A 22,735-nucleotide genomic window follows, 5' to 3' on the forward strand; every position below is an offset into this window, starting at 1 on the left:
CGGATAGATTGGGTGATAAGGGCCGACGCGAACGGGTGCCCGTGTGGGACCTGTCTCGGCTGGGGTCAGTTGCGCACTGCTGCCGACGTACGCTGTGGTCCGCCCGACGGCACCCTTGCGCCGGCAGTACGTGAAGCCGCCGGTTTGCGGCCGCGCTTCTTCAGTGATGCGGCGATCCAGGCCACGCTGAGCAGCAGTACGGTGGCGAGGATGTCGTCGCAGCTCCCCACCAGCCAGGGCTGTGCCGCGGCAAAGGGACGGGACAGGGCGTCCATCGAGACCGATATGCAGGCGCCCGCCACAAAGCATGGCAGGCTGTGCTGGCCAGTCCGCACTAGCGCCGGGAGGGCTGCCGCGGCGCGCCCTGCCCAGCCGCGAGCGGTGATCCAGCTCGCGCACCAGGCCAGGGCCGCAAAATTCAAAAGACGGCTCAATGCGAGGTTTTGCTTGTCATAGCCCGGAGTGGGCGCGGACAGAAGAAAAATGTGCCAGATCGCAAAACCGACGACGGCGACGACGGCAATCCGCGTCAGCATGCCGCCCCACGGTGTAGCCAACACTTCCGCATCAACGGGCTTCAGACGGAAGATAGCCCCTGAAACAAACATCAATTGCCAGGCAAACGGGTTAAACGGCCAGCCTTCCGGGTAGGCCGTGGGCAATCCGGCGGCCAATATCGGGGCCAGTGCCCAGATGCCAATACTGATCACCAACGTCAACCAGGGCGCGCGCCGCGCCAAGGCCAGTACGGCAGGGGCTGACAAGGCAAACAACAAATACATCGGCAAGACGGAAGACAAGAAAGGTTGCCTGCGCAAGCTCGCGATATCCAGCAACATCCCGAGCGGGCGCCTCATGAAAGTTCCGGCTTCGGTTGCCAGTACTTCGGGCGTATCGAGCTTGAGGCCGTGGAACAGCATGCCAAGCACGAGCATCATGGCAGCCAGCAACAGGAAGGCGCGATAGATTTCGACACCACGCTTTAAAAAGCGCTGCGCTGCGGCGCGCTCACCTTGCCGGTCCATGATCGCGGTATAGGCGGCTGCTACCGAATACCCGCCTACAAACACGAACATCTCGGCGGCATCGCAGAAGGCATAGTTATGCAACGTGACCTTCGACACCAGACTTTGCGGGATGTGGTCGAGCATGATGACGACCAAGGCAAGGCCACGAAAGAAATCGACTTCTATACTGCGCCGACTGCCGACCGCACGTGGCGCGGCCGGGCTCGTGGAGGAGGGGCTATTGGTCAACGCGGCGGCGTTGCTGCTGCTTGTCATGCTTGTCTCCGTTCCGCCGCCTCGACACACGCCCCGTGTTAAGAGACGTTCCACGATGACAAGCGAGATTCTGCGTGTGTCCGCGTAAGCCATGGTTGCGCCCATTTTGCGCTCGCGCTCACCCGAAATTATTTTTCCGTTTTACGCAAGGTTACGACCATGCTTTATTGGCGCCTTTACAAGGGTAGGAACGAACTGTATGGGGGTCAACCCGAATTTTCTCCGGGTAACAAAGGGTTACGATTTTCCAGGCTTTGCGCGCTTTTCGCGTGAGATATCAGTAATATCCATGCAAATGGCGAGCGTGTCATACCGTGGAATCGGTCTGGAGATCCGGTAAATCGTTCCCGTCATACACGGATGGCGCAGGGAGCGTGCCAGCGGCCGGGGAGGGCGTATCCCGGGTCAACCTGTCGAGGAGCCCCAGTCGCCGGACTTGCCGCCTTGCTTTTCCAGGAGCCGCACATCGGTGATCGTCATGCCCCGATCCACGGCCTTGCACATGTCGTAAATCGTCAGCAAGCCAACCTGAACCGCGGTCAGTGCTTCCATCTCCACGCCTGTGCGACCGGTTGTTTCCGCGCGGACCGTGCAATGCACGCCTGGGAGGGTGGCGTCGAGCACGAAGTCGGCGGCAACCCGGGTCAACGCGAGCGGGTGGCATAAGGGGATCAGGTCGGCGGTGCGTTTCGATCCCTGAATGGCGGCAATGCGCGCGATGCCGATGACGTCACCCTTGCCTGCCGCGCCTCGCGCGATCAAATCGAGTGTCTCCGGCAGCATTACGATGCTGCCGCGTGCGACCGCGATACGTCGGGTTTCCGCTTTTGCGCCGACGTCGACCATATGTGCCTGTCCGGCGGCGTCGAAGTGCGTAAGGGTCGACGTCCCGGACGTTTCGGAAGGCGCCGCGGCCGTGCGGTCAGACGTGGCGGCGGTTGCAATGACGGATACGCCTTTCTGGGTCATCGGTTCGGTAGGCATGCGAGGATGGGATATCGGTGGCTGGGAGGCGGTGCCAGATGGCGTGCCGTGCGCTGATCGGTCATATCACCGGACGGCGGCAGAAGGCGAAGCGCGCGGCAACGGCTTCGGTGGCGATGACATGGCATCGTAGCGGGGAGGCGATTCCCGGCCAACGTAGCGAGGTGCCTTCATTGGCACCGAACCGTGGATCATCTGGCGCCGGTATAGGCGTTTGCGTGGGTTCCATGGTTTCCAGCAATGCGGCTATCTGGTGCGCCGTCTCAGGAAACAACGTCAGGAAGAGATCTAGATCCTGATCGTACAGCAAGGCGACCGTATCGCTGACAATGTGACTGCGTGAAGCCTCGGTGGCATTTGTCGCATCACGCCACGATGCCGCATCCGTTGCGTTCGTCTCTCCACGTTGTCCTGAAAACAAAATACTCCCTTGATCATCGCACCAGCACGCATGAGGCATGAACGGCAGTGCGCATTGGTCGATCAGCACCGGCAGCCGGGCGCCATCCGCCGAGGCGTGCTCTATGCACCTGTCATTGGTGCCGTGGTGCAGTCTGACTACCAGTGGCGTGTAATCGAGGTCGACGAACACGCGCTGTGGGCCGTTTTGGAAGAACCACCGCCCCTCGGCATCGGACGTGTAGTTCCGAGCGATGAACGCGTTCAGGGCGGCATGGCGAATGGGCTCGCCGGGTTCACCGGCGGCTTGGCATGCTTCATCGCGCATCCGGAAGCGCCCGCGTCGGTCCAACGCCAGCCAGCCCGTGCAAGCGGGGACGTCTGGCCATTTCGCCATGGCTTCTTTCACGATCCGGTCCATATCAACGCTCCTCGTGTTTGCCCAGGAATCCCAGCACGCAGCGGGCCAGCCAGCTATCCGTGGTTGTGTCGCCGCGCGCGGTGAAGCCGACATGACCGCCGCGATCCGGCTGCATCAACGTCACGGCGCGCGAGACTTCCGCTGGACCGGGAAGCGCCCAACGCGGTAAAAAGGATCGTTGCGCGCGTTCAGGACCAGCGTAGGGACATGAATCGCCGACAGGACCGGCTTCGAAGAGGCGCGGTGCCAATAGTCGTCCGCATCGCGATAACCATGCAACGGCGCGGTGACGACGTTGTCGAATGCATGCAGGTTTTGCGCGGCTTGCATCTTTTCCAGCGCGAACAGACGTGGGAATTGCTGCCATTTCGTGGCCGACTTTTGCTTCAATGTCTGCAGGAAATGGCGGGTGTAGATCTGATTGAAACCCTGCGCGAGCGAATGTCCCCCTGCCGCCAGGTCCAAGGGGGCCGAGATCGCGGCTGCCGCGCGGACACGTCGATGTGCCGATTGTCCCTGCTCGCCGAGCCATCGCAGCAATGCATTGCCGCCCAACGACACACCGGCGGCATGCATCGGCACCCCCGGCGGCAAGACGCCCGCAAGCCGATCGAGAATCCAATCAATCTCGGCTGCGTCACCGGAGTGGTAGAAGCGGGGGGCAAGGTTCATCTCGCCGCTGCAACTGCGGAAGTGGGGAATTACCGCACGCCAGCCACGGCGTAATGCAGCGGAGGCCAGTGCACGGGCGTAATGGCTGTCCGAGCTGCCTTCCAGCCCATGAAACAGAACCAGAAGGGGACGCTTGTCCTGAAAGCGCGGCGCGGCGCGCGGCGAGCTATTCGGCATGGATGTGGCCAACGGGATGGGCGCGTCCCCATCGGCCCAGTCCAAGTCGATGAAATCGCCGTCTGGCGTGGTCCAGCGTTCGCGTCGATACGGTACCGCGGCTTTCGGTAGCCAGAGCGACGGTATGATCGTCTGCGCATGACCACCTAACAGCCAGGGAGGTGGGCGCGGCGCGGTGCGTGCGGTTGCGGCGTCCAACGCCGCGGTAGTGTCAGTGGAGCGGGCCACGCCGGCTGCGGGACTTGGCGGCAAACTGACGTGCGGTGTCTTCCGGCATGGTGCTGGCGTGGACATGCGCGATCTTCCATCGGCCATGCTCGTGGACCATCACATACGTCGTGAACACCATCGACTCGGCCTCGCCGGGGCCACGATGGACCTCCGCGGCAGCATAGACGACGGTTCCCACGCTGTCATAGACGCGGACATCGAGGGCTTCGATATTCTTGCGACCCTGGTTGAACTGCAACGCATAGCCGGAGCGGATTTTCTCCAGTCCGTGCAAGTGCGCGCCGTCAGCCTGGATGCAGGAGACGAATTCCTCGTCGATCCAAAGCTGCATCACCGCTTCGAGATTACGCTCGGCAACGGCGGCATAGTAGGCGTTCAGCGTGTCGGCGGCGGCTTCGAACAGTCTGGCGAATCGTGGCATCGTGGCTCGTCGGGATTGGAATCGAGAGAAACGCGTCGCTACGGCGCGTTGCGGCACTCAGCGATGCTGGGCGAGTTGCTGGCGTGCGCTTTCGAAAACCTGCTCGGGCGCGAGTTCCCGCAGGCAATGGAGATGGCCGAGCGGACATTCGCGCTGGAAGCAGGGACTGCATTCCAAATGGAGCCATTGTACCTGTGCCGTGTCGGACAGAGGCGGGGTGTGGCGCGGATCGGTCGATCCATACAGCGCCACCAAGGGTCGGCGCAGCGCCGCCGCCACATGCATCAGTCCGGAATCATTGCTGACGACCAGCGCCGCGCGGGCGATCAACGCCGCGGCTTCGCCCAACGCCGTCTGCCCGCACAAGTTCCGCACGAACGGTGCGCCGTCGGCAATGGCCTGTGCGACCGGCCCATCCTTGCGGGCACCCAGGGCGACAAACTGCGCATACGGAAACGATTGACGTAGCAATTGTGCCAATCGGGCAAAGTGTTCCGGGGGCCAGCGTTTGGCCGGACCGTACTCGGCGCCGGGACAGAAGGCGATCAATGGCACCCGGTTATCCAGCGTAAACCGATGCGAGACACGCGTGCTTTCGTTCAAGTCGCTTTCGAGTCGCGGTATTGGCAACGTGTCCGATAACGTCGCACCGGGGGCATACGCCAGCGCCACGTAATGCGGCACCATGGGTGGCCGTTCCCGCTTTGACGGCTGTGCGTGCATCACGTTCAGCAAACCATAGCGGTACTCGCCGCGATAGCCAATACGCAACCGGATGCCTGCCATCCATGGAATCAGCGCCGATTTCAATGAGTTCGGCAGGATGTAGGCGGCGTCATAGCCGATATCCCGTAGTTCCTGCGCCAGCGCCCGGCGTTGCCACAGTTGCAGCTTGCCATGCCCGAGTTCAGTGGTATGCACGGTCTGGATTTCCGGCATCCTTTCCAATACCGGCGCGACGCCGCCGGGCGCCACGGCATCGATCTGCAGCCGAGGGTGCAGACGCTTCAACACGGTGAACAAAGGTTGGGCCATCAACGCATCGCCTATCCAGTTCGGGGCGATGACGAGCGCGCGACGCATCAGCTAGCAATCCATCTCAAATAAAAAACCGCCACGCGGCGGGGTTCGCTTCGCGCAGCTCTTGTGGGGGCGACGGGATAAGACCGGCAGCGGGGTAAGCGTTGGATGAGTGTCACCATCGCGGTGTCGGCGCCGGGGCTCAATGCCCGTGTACGACCTCGCCGTCCCGCAACTTGTAGCGCGTGCTGCAGTACGGGCATTTGGTCTCGCCATGCGTGACATCGATGAAAACGCGCGGATGCGCATTCCAGCGTGTCATTTCCGGATTCGGGCAATACACGGGGAGGTCTTTTGCGCGGACCTCTATCAGCGGCATCTCTTTTACGTTCGACATCGTACGGCCAATCTGGAAGTTGCGGATAAGGGAAGCGTCCGGGCTATTGTAATTCACACGGCGTCCGAGCGGGGCGGCGCGGGGCCGCAGATGTGTCCGGTTGTATCGATCTGCCGCGTGCCGGACACATCGCGGTAGAATAATCGACGGTAAGCACCTCCAAGACGCGGTCCAACGCGCCGCGCGGCCTCGGCTGCCCCGGCGCGCGCACGGTAGCGGCGGTGCCGGCACGCTGTCGGCCGGTACCATCCGGCGACGTGGGATCGCCCGCAAAATCATATCGAGATTACATCGAGCACGCGAGACACCCTACATGACGTCCAACACTCCCGAAAACGCTTCCGCCGCCCACGCCACTGTCCACCGCCTCGACGACCTGATTGCCGCCAAGCAATTGGCCGGAAAGCGTGTATTCATCCGCGCCGACCTGAACGTGCCGCAGGATGATCACGGCAACATCACCGAGGACACGCGGATCAAGGCATCGGTGCCGGCGATCAAGGCAGCGCTGGAGGCGGGCGCCGCGGTGATGGTGACCTCGCATCTGGGCCGTCCGACCGAAGGACAGTTCAAGCCGGAAGACTCGCTGGCGCCGGTCGGCAAGCGGTTGGCGGAATTGCTCGGCTGTGACGTGCCGCTGGTGCAGAACTGGGTTGAAAAGGGCGTCGATGTGGCGCCTGGCCATGTCGTGCTGCTTGAAAACTGCCGCGTGAACGTGGGCGAGAAGAAGGATTCGGACGCGCTCTCCAAGCAAATCGCATCGATGATCGACGTCTATGTCAACGATGCATTCGGCACCGCCCACCGCGCGGAAGCCACCACGCATGGCGTGGCCAAATACGCGCCGGTGGCGGTGGCCGGTCCGTTGCTGGCGCAGGAACTGGATGCGTTGGGTAAGGCCTTGCATGCACCCAAGCGCCCGCTGGTAGCCATTGTGGCGGGCTCGAAGGTGTCGAGCAAATTGACGATTTTGAAATCACTGGCCGCGAAGGTCGATCAGTTGATCGTGGGTGGCGGCATTGCCAATACGTTCATGCTCGCGTCCGGTCTGCCGATCGGTAAATCGCTGGCCGAGCCGGATCTGGTCGACGAAGCGAAGCAAATTATCGAGATGATGCGGGAGCGCGGTGCCCAGGTGCCAATCCCGACGGACGTCGTGACCGCAACCGAATTCAGCGCATCCGCTAAGGCGACGGTCAAGGCCGCGGCCGATGTCGCGGCGGATGACATGATCCTGGACATCGGCCCCGATACGGCAAAGGCTCTGGCCGAGCAGTTGAAATCCGCTGGCACGATCGTCTGGAACGGTCCGGTGGGCGTTTTCGAATTCGACGCATTCGGGAATGGCACGAAAACGTTGGCGCAGGCGATTGCCGCGTCCGACGGTTTTTCGATTGCGGGCGGTGGTGACACCCTTGCCGCGATTGCCAAATATGGTATCGCCGACAAGGTTGGCTATATCTCGACCGGCGGCGGGGCTTTCCTTGAGTTCCTCGAAGGCAAGACCTTGCCGGCGGTGGCCGTTCTTGCATCGAGGGCTTGAGCCATGACGACGACGGGAAACAACGACCGCAAGCACGCTGCCTCCACGCCACAGCAGGGTACCGAGACCGCCGGAACGGGGCCAGGGCCGGCGCCGGCGCATTTCATCGCGCCGCCCGGGGTGCCGATGGAGCCAGTCCACACACTGAAGCGGGCGACGAAGATCGTCGCCACGCTCGGCCCGTCGTCGGACGACGAAGAAACGCTGACGCGGATGGTCCACGCCGGCATGAACGTCGCGCGTCTGAATTTTTCGCATGGCACCGCGGACGACCACCGGCATCGCGCGGACCGGGTCCGCGCCGCCGCCCGTGCCTGCGGCCGGGAAGTGGCGATCATGGCTGACCTGCAAGGGCCGAAGATCCGCGTGGGAAAGTTTGCAAATGGCAAGACGACGTTGCGCCCTGGGCAGTCATTCATCCTCGATGCCAATTGCAAGGTAGGAGACGATGAGCGCGTCGGCCTCGATTATCCCGATCTACCGCGGGATCTGTCGCCGAACGATGTCTTGCTATTGAACGACGGCTTGATCGTCCTGGTGGTCGAGAAGGTGGTGGGCGAGGAAATCCATACGCGCGTGCGCATTGGCGGCGACCTATCGAATAACAAGGGCATCAACCGGCAGGGTGGTGGCTTGTCCGCACCGGCGTTGACGGCGAAGGACATGGACGATATCCGCACCGCGATGGCCATTCAAGCCGACTATATCGCCGTGTCGTTCCCGAAAAGCGCGGCCGACATGACGATGGCCCGGCAACTGGCCACCGTTGCCGGCGCCGAGTACGGCATCAAGCCACGGATGATCGCGAAAATCGAGCGGGCCGAGGCGATTCCGGCGCTGGAAGAAATCCTGGAGGCATCCGACGGCATCATGGTGGCGCGCGGTGACCTGGCGGTGGAAGTGGGCAATGCCGCGGTACCGGCGTTGCAAAAGCGGATGATTCGCATGGCGCGCGACGCGAACCGCGTCGTCATTACCGCCACGCAAATGATGGAGTCGATGATCAACGCGCCGGTACCCACGCGCGCCGAGGTTTCCGATGTTGCCAATGCGGTCCTGGACGGTACCGATGCGGTGATGTTGTCAGCCGAAACGGCGGCGGGGCGCTATCCGGTGGAGACGATCGAAACGATGGCCGCCATCTGCTGTGAGGCGGAGAAGACACAGGAAGTGGCTTTTGATCGTGATATCGTAGACCGCACATTTACGCGGATCGACCAGTCGATCGCGATTGGCGCCATGTTCACGGCCTACCATCTTGAGGCAAAGGCGATCGTCGCGCTGACCGAATCCGGTGCCACCGCCCTCTGGATGAGCCGGCATTGGACGCAAGTACCGATTTATGCGCTGACGCCGCGGATCAGGGCGGAGCGCGCGATGGCGCTGTACCGCAACGTGACGCCGCTGGCGATGGAGACGGGGGACAATCGCGACGAGGTTCTTGCTGATGCAATTAAAACCTTGGTCGATCACGGTCATGCCAGTGCTGGAGACCGGGTGGTGTTGACGATCGGTTCGCCGATGGGACAGCCCGGCGGCACGAACGCATTGAAGATCGTCACGGTGGGCGAATAGCGCCGCGTTGCAGGCGATTCGCCGTACGGGGGACGCTGTCGGTCAGGGGTGGCCGCTTGCGTCTCAAACCGGCATGCCCTTAGTCCCCACGCAAAGATTTTATATAAAGAAAGGAGAAAACCATGCCCATCGTTTCGATGCGCCAACTTCTGGACCACGCCGCTGAAAACGGTTACGGCCTGCCGGCTTTCAACGTGAACAATCTGGAACAGGTCCAGGCGATCATGGAAGCGGCCAATGCCGTGAATGCCCCGGTGATCATGCAAGCGTCAGCGGGTGCGCGGAAATACGCTGGCGAAGCGTTCCTGCGTCATTTGATCGAAGCGGCGGTGGAAGCTTATCCGCATCTGCCGGTGGTGATGCACCAGGACCACGGCCAATCGCCGGCGGTCTGCATGGCGGCCATTCGCAGCGGCTTTTCCAGCGTCATGATGGACGGTTCCCTGGAAGCTGACGGCAAGACGGTCGCGTCCTACGAGTACAACGTGGAAACCTCGCGCAAGGTGGTCGAACTGGCGCACTCGATCGGCGTAACGGTGGAAGCGGAGCTGGGCGTGCTCGGTTCGTTGGAAACGATGAAGGGGGACAAGGAAGACGGTCACGGTGCAGAAGGCACGATGACGCGCGAGCAGTTGCTGACTGATCCGGAGCAGGCCGCGGACTTCGTGCGCCAGACCGGTTGCGACGCGCTGGCAATCGCCATTGGTACGTCGCACGGTGCATATAAGTTCACGAAGAAGCCCACGGGCGATATTTTGTCGATCTCGCGCATCAAGGAAATTCATCGCCGGATTCCGAATACGCATTTGGTCATGCATGGTTCGTCGTCGGTGCCTCAGGAGTTGCTCGCGGAAATTCGCGAATTCGGCGGCGATATGAAGGAAACGTACGGCGTGCCGGTCGAGGAAATCCAGGAAGGCATCAAGAACGGCGTGCGCAAGATCAATATCGATACGGACCTGCGCCTGGCGATCACCGGTGCACTGCGTCGGTTCTTCGTGGAAAACCCGTCGAAGTTCGACCCGCGCGATTACCTGAAGCCGGCACGGAATGCGGCGATGCAAGTTTGTAAAGACCGCTTTATCGCATTTGGTTGCGAAGGACAGGCCGGCAAGATTAAGCCGATCTCGCTGGAGAAGATGGCCGAGCGGTATAAGGCAGGTGAGTTGAATCAAGTGGTGAATTAAACAAGTCTGGATGCGGGACGCGGGGATCGTCTCGCGTCAAGGCCGGTGGCACGGCCTGTTCACGCGCTCACCGTTTCCACGTCGCCCCTTGCGGATTGGCTGCCAAGCCCATTGCGCCAGGGGCGTTTGCTTAATGATAAGAGAAGGGGGAGCGGCGACATCCCGACGTCGCCTGCCGCACTGTGGCGCACAGGTCGCAGTTTCCCCCCGGCCGCCACATTTTCATCCCCCCCTCCTCAAAAGTATTAAAATGCTGGGTTTTCTCCCTTGGGCAGCCCGTCAGGCGGCCCACGCCGCCTTCAGGAAGGACCCCCATGCCATCGACGCTCTACGAATCGACAATCCGCTCACTGCCGCTGTTAGGTCGTGGCAAGGTCCGCGAAAACTACGCGGTTGGCGACGACAAGCTGTTGATCGTCACGTCTGACCGGTTGTCGGCATTCGACGTCGTCATGGGTGAGCCAATCCCGGCCAAGGGCCGCGTGCTCAACCAATTGTCCGATTTCTGGTTCGCCAAGCTCGGCCATATCGTTCCAAATCACCTGACCGGTATCGCGCCGGAGTCGGTTGTTTCCGCCGACGAAGTCGACCAGGTCGCCGGTCGCGCCGTTGTCGCACGCCGCTTGAAGCCGATTCTGATCGAAGCGGTGGTAAGGGGCTATCTGGCCGGTAGTGGCTGGAAGGAATACCAGGCCGACCAGTCGGTCTGCGGCGTCAAGCTGCCGGCCGGTCTGCGCAATGCGGAAAAACTGCCGCAGCCCATCTTCACGCCGGCTGCCAAGGCCGAGCTCGGTGAACACGACGAAAACATCACTTTCGATGATGCCGCAAAACGTGTGGGCGCCGGCATCGCGGAGCAGATCCGTGACATCTCCATCAAGCTGTACACGGAAGCGTCGGCATTCGCCGCCACACGCGGCATCATCATCGCCGACACCAAGTTCGAATTTGGTCTCGACGATGCCGGCAACATTGTCCTGATGGACGAAGTGCTGACCGCGGACTCCTCGCGTTTCTGGCCCGCTGATGAATATCAGGTGGGATCGAATCCGCCTTCCTTCGACAAGCAATTCGTCCGTGACTGGCTTGAAACGCAGCCGTGGGGCAAGACCGCGCCAGCGCCGGCGTTGCCGGCCGATGTGATCGCGAAGACATCGGAGAAGTACATCGAGGCGTTGACCCGTGTGACCGGCCAGCCGCTGCGCTGATCCTCGACGCCTGACTTTTACAGAGTGACTGCCGCAATGAGCGAACAAGAAACAGCCAAGCCGCCGGTAATCGGCGTCGTGATGGGTTCCAATTCCGATTGGGACGTGATGCGTCACGCGGTGGCGGTGTTGAAGGAATTCGGCATTGCCCACGAGGCGAAGGTCGTCTCCGCGCATCGGATGCCGGACGAGATGTTCGCCTACGCCGAGAGCGCCCGCGCCCGTGGTCTGCGCGCGATCATTGCCGGCGCCGGCGGTGCTGCCCATCTGCCGGGCATGCTGGCGGCAAAGACGACGGTGCCGGTGCTGGGCGTGCCGGTGGCGAGCAAATACCTGCGTGGCGTGGACTCGCTGCACTCGATCGTGCAGATGCCCAAGGGCGTGCCCGTGGCTACGTTTGCCATCGGCGAAGCCGGCGCCGCAAACGCCGCGCTGTTCGCGGTGGCGCTGCTGGCCGCGGGTGCGCCGGACGTGCAGGAACAACTGGAAGCGTTTCGCGTGAAGCAGCGCAAGGTGGCGGAGGCCATGACGCTGCCGCTGGACGAGGACGCGGCATCGTGAGCGCCGCCGGAATGCAGGACGGCACGCAAGATCGTAAGCCGTATCCCAAGGTACTCCCTGGCGCATGGCTCGGCGTGCTGGGCGGCGGCCAGTTAGGCCGCATGTTCTGCCACGCCGCGCAAGCGATGGGTTACAAGGTCGCCGTGCTTGAACCCGATGCGACCAGCCCCGCCGGCATGGTGGCGGATCGCCACATTCAAGCCGCTTATGACGATCCCACCGCGCTGGCCACGCTTGCGCAATTGTGCGAAGCGGTGACCACCGAATTCGAAAATGTCCCGGCCGCGGCGCTGGACAAACTCGCCGAGACGGTGCGTGTCAGCCCCCCCGGCCGTGCTGTCGCCATCGCGCAGGACCGTATCGCGGAAAAGCAGTTCCTGGCGCAATGCGTCGGTGTTGCTCCCCACTTGGTGATTGAGTCGCAGGCCGCGTTGGATGCGTTGGACGACGGCGCTTTCACCGGTGTACTGCCGGGTATCTTGAAAACCGCCCGCATGGGGTATGACGGCAAGGGGCAGGTCCGCGTGGAAAGCGTCCGCGAAGCGCGGGAGGCATTCGCCGGATTGGGTGGCACCGCCTGCATCCTGGAGAAACGCCTGTCTCTGGACTACGAAGTATCGGCACTGGTCGCGCGTGGCGCCGACGGCGAGACGGTGGTGTATCCCATCGCGCAAAACACGCACATCGACGGCATTCTTGCAGAGACCGTCGTGCCGGCGCCCAGTCTGGATTTGATGCATGGCCTGCATCAGGCCCGTTTGGCCGCGCAGGTCGCCGATCAAGCACGGACGATCGTCACGGCGCTCGGCTATGTCGGCGTGTTGTGCATCGAGTTTTTCGTCCTGACAGACGGCACGCTGGTGGCCAATGAAATGGCGCCACGTCCGCATAACTCCGGTCACTACACGATCGATGCCTGTGTGACGAGTCAATTCGAGCAGCAGGTCCGTGCAATGACGGGGTTGCCGCTGGGAGATACCCGCCAGCATTCCCCTGCCGTGATGCTGAATGTACTGGGTGACATCTGGTTTCAGGGGCGGATGCCGATGTGGCGCGTACGCCCCTTGGGACATGATCGTCGCGTTGCCGGAGGTACATATCCATCTCTACGGCAAGGAGCAGGCGCGCAAGGGCCGCAAGATGGGCCATGTCACAGTGACCGGGCCCGACGCCGCCACTGCGAAACAGCGTGCCCGTCAGGTCGCGCAAGACTTGGGGCTGCCGGCCATCTCCTGAATCGGCGGCGCGTGTGCCTTGCGCGCGCCGCACGTTTGAAACCGCGGCGCGGCTGCCAGTCAGCCCGGCAGGTTATACACCCAGTCCAGCAGCGCATCGTGCGCCGCGCCGCCCAGCGATGAGCGCGGGTCGTTGATGAAGCTGACGACCAGATAAGGATGCCCGTTTGCGGCAAACACGTAGCCCGCGATCGCACGGACATTCGACAGCGTCCCCGTCTTGATCTGCGCATGGCCGGCGATGGGGCTATGCACCAGGCGATGCCGCATCGTGCCATCCACGCCTACCGTCGGTAGCGAGTCGATCAGCGGTTGGGCGACCGGGCTATGGAACGCCGATTGCAGCATCTCGCCCATCGTTTCCGTACTGATCCGCGCATCGCGCGCGAGCCCCGACCCGTTATCGACAACGATGCCGTCGTCCCCGATCTTGCTGCGACGTAACCAGCGCTTGACGGCGATATCCGCGCCCTCCAACGTTGCCGGTGGCTTGTACGCCACGGCGCCGATGGTGAGATAGATATTGCGGGCCATCGTGTTGTTGCTGACCTTGTTCATGCTCTTGACGATGTCGGTCAGCGGCGGGCTTTGGTGGGCCGCAATGCGACGAGCCGCCACGGGAATCGTCGCTTCACGAATCGAACCGTTGAACGTGCCGCCCGCTTGTTGCCACAAGGCGAGGAAACCGCCCGAGAAGAAGCGCGTATGGTCCATCACCGCGATGTTGTTCTGCATCGGACCGCATCGCAAGGACAGCGGGCCTTCGAAGCTGACGTTCAACGTGCCATCGGGGCCATTGCTGATATGCGGCTGGGCGGCGGCGGTACTGCGGCACGGTCCGCGGAGAGGCCGGATATTATTGGTCACGCGCAATTGCGAGAGCGGTGGCGTGATCGTGACCTGAGCATGGCCATCGACATCTGGATCGACATTGATCGTCAGCGATTTGAACGCGTACAACAAGGCGTCCGGGCCAACGTTGTACGGCGCATCGGTCGAATCGTCGATGATGTCCGCGCTGGCCGTCGACGGATCGAAGTAGTTCTTATCCAGCACCAGATCGCCGTTGATGCGAGTGATCCCGGCGGCGCGGATCTGGTTGATCAGGTCCGTCAGCTGTTCGGGGACCAGAAACGGGTCGCCCGTGCCCTCGATATACAGATTGCCGTTCAGTACGCCGTTCTGGATCGGACCATCAACGAACGCCGATGTCGTCCAGCGGAAATTCGCACCCAGCATGGACAAGGCGGCATAGGTCGTCAGCGTTTTCATGGTCGATGCCGGGGCCATCGGACGCTGCGTGTTGTAGTCGAGCACCCGTTGGTCGGTGTCCAGCCTGATCACCAGGGCGCTGATCGACGACACCGGGAGGTGACCTAATGCCAGACCGCGCATGACAGTGGGCGGTAACGGGCCGGCCGGCACCTCGATGCGCTTGCCACGGGCGGACACACTGGTTGCGCGTGCATTCAGTCGCGCCGTGGATTCCGCCGCCGCGGCACGTGCCTTCGGCGACGGTTGATCCGCACGTCGGGCCCGGGCGCGTCCGGTGGTACGGCGCTTCTTGGCGGCGTCCTCATTCGTGGCCACGCGAACGATATGCGCGCCGTGGTCCGAATTCGCATGCGCGACAACGCGATGGATAGCCGCGTGCCGGGCAGCGCCGGGTATGGTACCGCCCGAGGAGGGCGTTTCGGCATGGGCGATGGGCACGGTCAGCGTGACGCAGGCCAGGGCAAGCGCCGTGAGCGCGGAGGCGGTGACAGTAAAAAAGTGGGAAGGCGACAAACCGGAAAAACGCAGCACGTAAGATCGACTCGATTGAAAGGACCGGCGGCATGCGGCGGTCGGAAACGGGAGCGGACATTGTAGACATAAGTTGCCGTCGCTTGCTTACATGTGGCTTGCTCGTAGTCCGCATTTCGCCTCCTTTCGTGACATTTCGTTATGGCTTTGCGCTTTGTCGCAGCGGTCACGCTACACTTCCCACTTCCCACTTCGTCCGCCAGTCCGACATCGCCATGACCGCCTCTTTGAAACTCTATCTGGCCGGGCCCGATGTTTTCTTTCGGGATCCGGTGGAACGGGGCCGACATCTGCGCGCGCGTTGCGCCGCGCATGGTTTCGATGGGCATTTCCCACTTGATGCGGACAACCCGAAACCATTGCCGCCCACGCCCGCCAGTGCCATGGCGATCTACCGCGCCAATATCGCCTTGCTTCGCACGTGCAACGCAGTGATGGCGAACCTGCAGGACTTTCGCGGTCACGAGCCGGATTCCGGTACGGTTTTCGAAGTAGGTTACGCGGTGGCGCTGGGGTTGCCTGTGTGGGGCTATGGCGCGCCGCGTACCCCGATTACCGGACAGGTGCCACACGATGCCGCGGGGCGCGACGCACGGGATTGGCAGGTGGAAGATTTCGCGTTGCCGCGCAACCTGATGTTGGCGAGCGCGATCCGCGTGATCGACGGGGATGTGGACGACTGCCTGATCGACATGCGTGCCGTGCTGATGGATTGCACCGTGCCTTTCACGCCTGGATGGATTCGCGCCCGCCACGATGCGACAGGAGGGGAATGATGCGGATCTTGCTGGTGGAAGACGATCGTATGATTGCGGATGGTGTTCGCAAGGCATTGCGTGCCGACGGTTGGGCAACCGATTGGGTTGCCGATGGTGCCGCGGCGTTGTCGGCACTGGGGCTTGAACAGTACGACCTCGTGCTGCTGGATCTGGGGCTGCCCAAGCGTGACGGCCTGGACGTGTTGCGCAGTCTGCGCGCGTCCGGGAACAAGGTCCCGGTGTTGATTTGCACGGCCCGCGACGCGGTTGCGGATCGCGTCAGCGGGCTGGACGCCGGTGCCGATGATTATCTCGTCAAGCCGTTCGATCTCGATGAGTTGGCCGCTCGCATGCGTGCGTTATTTCGGCGTCAGGCCGGGCGGGGTGATCCGGTCATGCGTTTTGGTGCGCTGACGATCGATCCGACCACCCGCGAAGTGGCGGTCGACGGTGTCACCGTGGCGCTTTCCGCGCGTGAATATGCGCTGCTCGAAGCCTTGGCGGCACGGCCTGGAGCCGTGTTGTCCAAGGCGCAGCTCGAGGAGAAGATCTATGGTTGGGGCGAGGAAATCGGCAGCAACGCGGTGGAGGTATATGTGCACGCCCTCCGCAAGAAACTGGGTGCTGATTTTATCCGAACCGTGCGCGGGCTGGGCTATCTGATCCCGCGCCAGGGTGCGGACGGTACCGGGGCAGGCCGTGTCGCCACCGCACCGGACGTGGGCAAGGGACCGCACCGCGACGGCGATACCACGCGCCACGATGGTGGGGAATAAGCATCCGATGCGATCGATCCGACGGATTCTGTTGTTCTGGTTGCTGGGCATCGTCATGCTCGGCATCGTGTTGGCTGGCGTCCTGATCTATCGGCAAGCGCAGGCCGAGGCCAACGCGCTGTTCGACTACCAGTTGCAGCAGACCGCGGCGGCGCTGCCATCGGAACCGTTTTCGTCGGTGCTTGGGAACAACGCGGTCAGCAGCGACGGCGTGGTGATCCAGATCTGGAGCCGCGATGGCGCGCAGCTTTATTACTCGCATCCGCGCTCGCCACTGGCGCCTCGCGCTGAGCTCGGGTTTTCCACCGAACACACCCCCAGCGGCGATTGGCGCGTCTATAGCGCCATCGTCGGCGACAACGTGGTGCAACTAGCGCAGCCCATGGCGGTACGCAGCCTCCTGGCCGCTGAAACGGCTTGGCGCACCGTCTGGCCCTTAGTCGTGCTGCTGCCCGTCATGGGCATTGCCGTCTGGCTGAGCGTGGGGCGCGGCTTACGGCCGTTGTCCCGTTTGGCGAAGGTGTTGGAAGCACGCAAGCCAGAGGCGGTCGATCCGTTGTCCGAGCGAAAATTGCCGCCGGAGATCCGTCCAGTGGTACAGGCATTGAACGGTTTGCTACAGCGGCTCAACGTGGCGTTCGACAACCAGAAAGCCTTCGTCGCCGATGCGGCGCATGAATTGCGGACCCCGCTGGCAGCGTTACGGATACAGACCCAACTGCTCGAACGCGCGGACGACGACGTGTCGCGGCGGGAAGCACTGGCTGACCTGAAACACGGAGTGGAAAGGGCGACGCGCCTGCTGGAGCAGTTGCTGTTGCTCGCGCGTTCGGACATGCCGACGCGGGGCATCGATGCCGCCGAGCAAAACGCGGCGGTGCTGCCCGATAGCGGCGCATTGCCTGCACTGGGCACCCCGTCGCATCCGGACCTACGTGTCCTGGCGGAATCGTGCGTTGGCCTGCTGGCGCCGCTCGCCATCGATAAGGGCGTGGATTTGGGGCTGGCGGAGGCGCAGAGCGTTCGAATCATCGGGGATGCCGATGACTGGCGCGTGCTGATTGGCAATCTGCTCGACAATGCGGTCAAGTACACGCCGAGCGGAGGCCGGGTCGATGTATCGCTCGGACCTGGGGACGAGGGCGCCTGGCTGGAAATCGTCGATACCGGCCCCGGCATCGCGGATGCGGAAAAAACACGCGTCTTCGATCGCTTCTATCGATCACCGGACGCCATGCAGGCGGATAATCCGATGAATCCCCAGGGTAGCGGACTGGGGCTCGCCATCGTCAAGCGCATTGCGGACCGCTATGGCGCGACGGTTACCCTCGCGGACCGCGCGCCCAATGGGCTGCGCGTCCGGCTGCACATACCAACATCGGCGTGAATCGTCTCAACTTCCCGGTCATTCACTGTTTCTCCTACCTTACTTAAGATCCATTTAAGCGCTTGCCCGTACGCTTCTAAACAAGCGAAGTACATGCTCAATGGAACGAGGGGAGTCGACGATGAAGGAACGGACATTCAAACGCACCGCACTGGCTAGCGTACTCACGTTGGCAGTGGCAGGCGGCTATCTTGCCGGCACGCATCACTACGAAACCGATTTTGTCGAGCCTGCGCATGCGGCGCCTAGCGCCCCTGTGACCTTACCGGCACCCGCGGCGCCGACGGCCCAGACGCCGAGCGAGCCGCCGCTGATGCCGGCGGAAGCGGCACGGCGCACCGGCGTGCCTGATTTTTCCGGATTGGCCGAGACCTACAGTCCGGCGGTCGTGAACATCAGCGCAAAGCATGAGGTACGGGCATCGTCGCGTCGCGGGCAGTCGCAGCAACAGTTGCCGATCAGCCCCGATGATCCGTTCTATCAGTTCTTTAAGCATTTTTACGGTGATCTGCCGAATCAGCAGCAGGACGAACCAAGCATGAGTTTGGGTTCCGGCTTCATCGTCAATTCGAACGGGTATATCCTCACCAATGCCCACGTGGTTGACGGTGCGAATGTCGTGACGGTGAAGTTGACAGACAAACGTGAGTTCCGCGCAAAGGTGGTCGGCGTGGACAAACCCACGGACGTCGCCGTGCTGAAGATCGACGCAACGAACTTGCCGATCGTGAAGATCGGGGACCCGAACAAGAGCAAGGTGGGCCAGTGGGTGGTCGCCATCGGCTCGCCGTACGGTTTCATCAACACGGTAACCTCGGGGATCATAAGCGCCAAGTCGCGCTCGCTGCCTGATGACACGTATGTGCCGTTCATTCAGACCGATGTGCCGGTGAATCCGGGTAATTCTGGCGGCCCGCTGTTCAACCTCGATGGTGAGGTCATTGGTATCAACTCGATGATCTATAGCCAGACCGGTGGTTTCCAGGGGCTGTCGTTCGCGATCCCGATCGACGTGGCGATGAAGGTCGAGGAAGCCCTGGTGAAGGACGGTCATGTCAGCCGTGGCCGGATCGGTGTGACGATTCAGGAAATGAACCAGACGCTCGCAAATTCGTTCGGTCTACCGAATTCGAACGGCGCGCTGGTGGCGTCGGTAGAGCCGGGTGGTCCCGCTGCAAAGGCAGGCATCAAGCCGGGCGATGTCATTCTGTCGGTCAACGGCCATGAGGTGGAGGATTCGACTGCCGTGCCGGGTGAAGTGGCGAACATCGCTCCTGGCGCGCATGCCACAATCGTCGTCTGGCGCGACAAGGCGCGCAAGACGATTGATGTGACCGTCGGCAAGTTGGGAGCCAAGGATGCCGAATCGAAGTCGACCGCTGGTACCGACCAGCCGCAAGGACGCCTGGGTGTGTCGGTCCGGCCGTTGACACCGCAGGAACGCGATCAGGCGCAGGTGAGCGGTGGCCTGCTGGTGCAGCAAGCGGTAGGTGCGGCGGAGAATGCCGGCATTCAACCGGGTGACGTGATCCTGTCCATCAATGGGTCTCCTGTGACCACGGTGGCACAGCTCCGTGAACGGATTGCCCGGGCGGGCAACAGCGTGGCGTTATTGATTCAACGGGACGATTCGCAGATCTTTGTCCCGGTTGACCTGGGCGCGGCAGGCAATAACTGATGTAGCGTCGTATGTCGTGGGCGTGTCCAAAGTGGATGCGCCCGCTTTCCTCGATATCGTCCTGGCATTGGTCTTGCATGGGGAAGCGGCTGTCCATCTGGCCGCGGCGGTTTGCCGGCATGCGGCCCACGCCACCAATAAAGGAGAATAAACACATGGCTGAACAGAGAAAAATGGCTGCCCCTGCCTGGATGAAGGGTGTGGGCGCATTGGCCATCTCGCTGGCCGCCACGCTGTCGGTATTGTCGCCGGTGGTCCATGCGCAATCGGCCGATCAAGGCAGCTTGCCGGCCGCCGCGCAGCAAGGCGACGTGACGTTCCTGTCCGGGGGCGTGGGGAAAGACGAATCCGATGCGATCAAGAAAGCATCGGCGCACTGGCCGCTGTCATTGACCTTTATCGGCGGAGACCGTAACTTTGTTGCCGACGTTGCAGTGAAAATTACCGATGCGAAGGGCGGGACCGTTCTCGAAACCTCCGCCAAGGGCCCTTATATGCTGGTACGCCTGCGCCCTGGTCATTACACGGTTCACGCGACGTATTCAGGCAAGGAGCAAACTCGCGCGGTCAATGTGACGGACAAGGGTCACGCGCGCGCCAGCTTTAGTTGGAAACACCAGTAAGTCATCTTGAGCCGGTTGAGTCAGTATCGTCCGGCCGCACCGAAGCGCACGCCGCACCGTTGATTTCGGGCTCGTCACAAGTTGCATATGGCACCTTTGCGCGGGCCCGAATCGCATGCGACTGCAGGACCGGAACGTTATGACGAAACGCCGTGACTTCGGCCAGGATCGAGACGGCAATTTCAGCCGGAGTCTGCGCGCCGAGATAGAGGCCAACCGGCGAGTGCAACGTCGCCAGCTGTGCCGATGTCACATCGAACAGCGCCAGGCGCGCGATCCGCTGGTCGCGGTGACGACGTGAACCGATCGCTCCGACGTAGAATGCCTCGGATTGCAGCGCGTCGATCAACGCCAGATCGTCGAGTTTCGGATCATGTGTCAAGGCGATGACCGCGGTACGCGCGTCCATGCCCATTCCCAGCACCACATCATCCGGCATCGCACGCGTTAGCATCACGCCCGGCACGTCCCATGAACCGGCATGGTGTTCTCGAGGCTCGCAGACGATGACGTTATAGCCAAGTGGGATGGCCATGCGAGCAAGATGCGCCGAGATCTCACCGGCGCCGATCAGCACCATGCGATAAGCGGCGCCATGCAAGGTTGTCAACGTTTCCCCATTAAAAGCGAAATCGCCTGTCTGGGCGTGTCGGGCGGCGTGCTTTTCGATGTCCGGTGCACTGTCTCGTAATGTCACCGCACCGGTGCGCATGTCCAGGTCGCGATATAGCACGGTGCGTCGAAACGATAGCGCCGCAGTGGCCGCCGAGGCTATTTCATCGATGGTGCGAGGTGGTGCGGACTGGCGTAATGCGTCGATCAGTGTCGCGAGCAGGCTGCGTTCCGTCACCGGCTCCAGCACCAATTCCAGCGTGCCCCCGCACGGCAATCCGAAGCGCCGTGCCTCTTCGGCATGGACGCCGTAGGTCACTATCGATGGCAGACCGTTCTCTGCGCACAACATGCCTTGCACGGCACGATCCGCGAGATCATCTTCGATGCAGCCACCAGAGACGGAGCCAGTGATCACCCCATCATCGCGGATGGCGACCATTGATCCCGGCGGCCGGGGTGCCGATCCCCACGTCCGCACAACCGTGCCCAAAACCACCCTACGGCCGTCGACACGCCATTGTTCCGCAGTCTCGATGACGCTCAGATCGACATTGTCCATTCGAAGACTCCGCATCTATCGTGAAGTGAGGGTTGCGGCCGACCGGTGGGCCGGTCCGGGGCGACCGGCCCAAGTATCGGCGTGAAGCCGTTGCCGTCCATGGCGAATACAAGCCGACATGCAGAGCAACTTTCGCGCCCGCCACTAGGCGGAACCATCCGCACGACCCGCTTCCGCCATCTTCGGACGTAGCAATGCCGGGGAGCAGCGCAACATATCCAGGAAGCTGTCAATGAGTCGCTGTGCGTCGTTGAGCAGGGTGCACGTGCTGTAGCCTGCGACATGATCGGTCAGTGCGCCAAGAATGAGCGAATGAAGAAAATTTGCGGCAAACGTGGTGTCCAATGTGTTCGGTAATTGACCTTTAGCGATCGCATTGGCTATCGCGCGCTGCAACACGTCTACCGTCCGCTTCACGTTGTCCCGCTTGCGGTCGATCACCGGTTGCATGTCGACCGTATGTTCCCACTTCAACAGCATGATTTCGATCACGGTGCACCGCCGCGGATTGTGGGCGATATCCAGCAGGCATTTAACGAGGATGGTGCGTAGCCGCCCGAGCGGGTCCGGCTCGCGGGCATCGATCGATTCCGCCATCAGTTCATCCATTGGCAGCAGTTCGCGATCCACCATCGCGACAAACAATTCGCACTTATTTTTGAAATGCCAGTAGATTGCTCCACGGGTCAGTTCGGCTGCGGTGGCGATGTCCGCCAGCGACGTATGCGCCACGCCACGCTCTGAAAACATGCGTTCCGCGGTATCGAGGATGAGGTTGCGGGTTTCCAGCGCTTCTTCTTTCGTTCTTCTGGCCATGTCGCGCCTGCGCGGGTCTTGAAAAAGGGGAGAGGATAGGAAATGGTCGAGGAGTCTTGCCCTTGCGCCGGCGATAGTCTCTACCACGCTTCCGAATGCACGTCCTGCGGCGTTTTGCCGCCAGGAATTAAATGCACTGTAATACCTACATTACTGAATGTATATATAATAGCATCCACTTCGCGACGAGACATCTGTTTTGAAAGCGTTTTTTAAAATTACGATGCCGCCGCGCCTGGCCTGGGTAAGTGAGGAATTGCTTACAAAGTCAGAATGGAGAGGATGAAAACCCTGATATTAATAGGGTCATGGGCGTAGTCATGCCGAGATCTGCGAAAGCCAGTAGGCTCTCACGCGATAGATCGGTAAGGCCGCTATGTTGGCGGCGACAGAAAAGCGGTTT

The 22,735-nt window shown here is 61.9% G+C and carries 20 protein-coding genes and 2 pseudogenes; 12 read left to right on the forward strand and 10 right to left on the reverse strand.

Annotated elements, in window-relative coordinates; translation table 11 throughout:
• Positions 1-65: 65 nt before the first annotated feature.
• The 7 genes and pseudogenes from WM40_RS08910 to WM40_RS08940 all read right to left on the reverse strand — a co-directional run bounded on the left by WM40_RS08910 (position 66) and on the right by WM40_RS08940 (position 6,005).
• Positions 66-1,283: an OpgC domain-containing protein gene (locus tag WM40_RS08910; RefSeq protein ID WP_157684961.1), complete on the reverse strand. Its 1,218-nt coding sequence runs from the start codon at positions 1,281-1,283 to the stop codon at positions 66-68.
• A 405-nt stretch (positions 1,284-1,688) separates the two neighbouring features.
• Complete coding sequence (gene moaC, locus WM40_RS08915; protein WP_269083082.1) at positions 1,689-2,267, reverse strand: cyclic pyranopterin monophosphate synthase MoaC; 579 nt, start codon at positions 2,265-2,267, stop codon at positions 1,689-1,691.
• 61 nt (positions 2,268-2,328) lie between these two features.
• Positions 2,329-3,087: a DUF2946 family protein gene (locus WM40_RS08920; RefSeq protein WP_046152707.1), complete on the reverse strand. Its 759-nt coding sequence runs from the start codon at positions 3,085-3,087 to the stop codon at positions 2,329-2,331.
• 1 nt (position 3,088) lies between these two features.
• Positions 3,089-4,230, reverse strand: a pseudogene (locus tag WM40_RS08925) (YheT family hydrolase).
• Complete coding sequence (locus WM40_RS08930; protein ID WP_024902779.1) at positions 4,148-4,588, reverse strand: nuclear transport factor 2 family protein; 441 nt, start codon at positions 4,586-4,588, stop codon at positions 4,148-4,150. Before WM40_RS08930 ends, WM40_RS08925 begins: the two are co-directional and overlap by 83 nt.
• 57 nt (positions 4,589-4,645) lie before the next feature.
• A complete protein-coding gene (gene waaF / locus WM40_RS08935; protein WP_024902780.1) occupies positions 4,646-5,671 on the reverse strand; it encodes a lipopolysaccharide heptosyltransferase II in 1,026 nt (341 codons plus the stop codon).
• A gap of 139 nt (positions 5,672-5,810) precedes the next feature.
• Entirely contained in the window at positions 5,811-6,005 is a 195-nt protein-coding gene (locus WM40_RS08940) for a zinc-finger domain-containing protein (RefSeq protein ID WP_024902781.1), read from the reverse strand.
• Between the two features lie 313 nt (positions 6,006-6,318).
• On the opposite strand from WM40_RS08940, the gene WM40_RS08945 reads away from it, so the two are divergent.
• The 6 genes and pseudogenes from WM40_RS08945 (at position 6,319) to WM40_RS08970 (ending at position 13,315) form a co-directional block, all read left to right on the forward strand.
• Positions 6,319-7,548 (forward strand): phosphoglycerate kinase, encoded by a 1,230-nt coding sequence (locus tag WM40_RS08945; RefSeq protein ID WP_024902782.1) that lies wholly within the window; start codon positions 6,319-6,321, stop codon positions 7,546-7,548.
• Positions 7,549-7,674: 126 nt separating this feature from the next.
• A complete protein-coding gene (pyk, locus tag WM40_RS08950) occupies positions 7,675-9,123 on the forward strand; it encodes a pyruvate kinase (RefSeq protein WP_390173995.1) in 1,449 nt (482 codons plus the stop codon).
• A 122-nt stretch (positions 9,124-9,245) separates the two neighbouring features.
• Complete coding sequence (gene fba / locus WM40_RS08955; protein ID WP_024902784.1) at positions 9,246-10,310, forward strand: class II fructose-bisphosphate aldolase; 1,065 nt, start codon at positions 9,246-9,248, stop codon at positions 10,308-10,310.
• A gap of 314 nt (positions 10,311-10,624) precedes the next feature.
• The gene (locus WM40_RS08960; RefSeq protein WP_024902785.1) at positions 10,625-11,518 is read left to right on the forward strand and encodes a phosphoribosylaminoimidazolesuccinocarboxamide synthase; all 894 of its coding nucleotides are present in this window, start codon (positions 10,625-10,627) and stop codon (positions 11,516-11,518) included.
• 36 nt (positions 11,519-11,554) lie between these two features.
• A complete protein-coding gene (purE, locus tag WM40_RS08965) occupies positions 11,555-12,079 on the forward strand; it encodes a 5-(carboxyamino)imidazole ribonucleotide mutase (RefSeq protein WP_024902786.1) in 525 nt (174 codons plus the stop codon).
• An 11-nt stretch (positions 12,080-12,090) separates the two neighbouring features.
• Positions 12,091-13,315: pseudogene (locus WM40_RS08970) on the forward strand (5-(carboxyamino)imidazole ribonucleotide synthase).
• 59 nt (positions 13,316-13,374) lie between these two features.
• Here WM40_RS08970 and dacB read toward each other — a convergent pair.
• Positions 13,375-15,120 carry a D-alanyl-D-alanine carboxypeptidase/D-alanyl-D-alanine endopeptidase gene (gene dacB / locus WM40_RS08975; protein ID WP_096349165.1) on the reverse strand — a complete coding sequence of 582 codons (1,746 nt, stop codon included), beginning with the start codon at positions 15,118-15,120 and terminating at the stop codon, positions 13,375-13,377.
• Between the two features lie 215 nt (positions 15,121-15,335).
• Between dacB and WM40_RS08980 the strand changes: the two genes are divergently transcribed.
• The 6 genes from WM40_RS08980 (at position 15,336) to WM40_RS09000 (ending at position 20,342) form a co-directional block, all read left to right on the forward strand.
• On the forward strand, positions 15,336-15,896 hold the full coding sequence (locus WM40_RS08980; protein ID WP_081764848.1) for a nucleoside 2-deoxyribosyltransferase: 561 nt from the start codon (positions 15,336-15,338) through the stop codon (positions 15,894-15,896).
• A complete protein-coding gene (locus tag WM40_RS08985; protein ID WP_082102551.1) occupies positions 15,896-16,654 on the forward strand; it encodes a response regulator in 759 nt (252 codons plus the stop codon). Before WM40_RS08980 ends, WM40_RS08985 begins: the two co-directional genes overlap by 1 nt.
• A 7-nt stretch (positions 16,655-16,661) precedes the next feature.
• Positions 16,662-18,041 (forward strand): ATP-binding protein, encoded by a 1,380-nt coding sequence (locus WM40_RS08990; RefSeq protein ID WP_046152754.1) that lies wholly within the window; start codon positions 16,662-16,664, stop codon positions 18,039-18,041.
• Positions 18,042-18,162: 121 nt separating this feature from the next.
• On the forward strand, positions 18,163-19,719 hold the full coding sequence (locus WM40_RS08995) for a DegQ family serine endoprotease (RefSeq protein ID WP_024902791.1): 1,557 nt from the start codon (positions 18,163-18,165) through the stop codon (positions 19,717-19,719).
• 16 nt (positions 19,720-19,735) lie between these two features.
• Positions 19,736-19,870 carry a hypothetical protein gene (locus tag WM40_RS32060; protein WP_260843803.1) on the forward strand — a complete coding sequence of 45 codons (135 nt, stop codon included), beginning with the start codon at positions 19,736-19,738 and terminating at the stop codon, positions 19,868-19,870.
• A gap of 4 nt (positions 19,871-19,874) precedes the next feature.
• Complete coding sequence (locus WM40_RS09000; RefSeq protein ID WP_024902792.1) at positions 19,875-20,342, forward strand: carboxypeptidase-like regulatory domain-containing protein; 468 nt, start codon at positions 19,875-19,877, stop codon at positions 20,340-20,342.
• Between the two features lies 1 nt (position 20,343).
• On the opposite strand, the gene WM40_RS09005 is transcribed toward WM40_RS09000, so the two are convergent.
• Entirely contained in the window at positions 20,344-21,516 is a 1,173-nt protein-coding gene (locus WM40_RS09005; protein ID WP_046152708.1) for an XdhC family protein, read from the reverse strand.
• A 144-nt stretch (positions 21,517-21,660) separates the two neighbouring features.
• Entirely contained in the window at positions 21,661-22,332 is a 672-nt protein-coding gene (locus WM40_RS09010) for a TetR family transcriptional regulator (RefSeq protein WP_046152709.1), read from the reverse strand.
• Positions 22,333-22,735 lie beyond the last annotated feature (403 nt).

It is taken from the genome of Robbsia andropogonis (assembly GCF_000970345.1).
GTDB classification, from domain to species: Bacteria; Pseudomonadota; Gammaproteobacteria; order Burkholderiales; family Burkholderiaceae; genus Robbsia; species Robbsia andropogonis.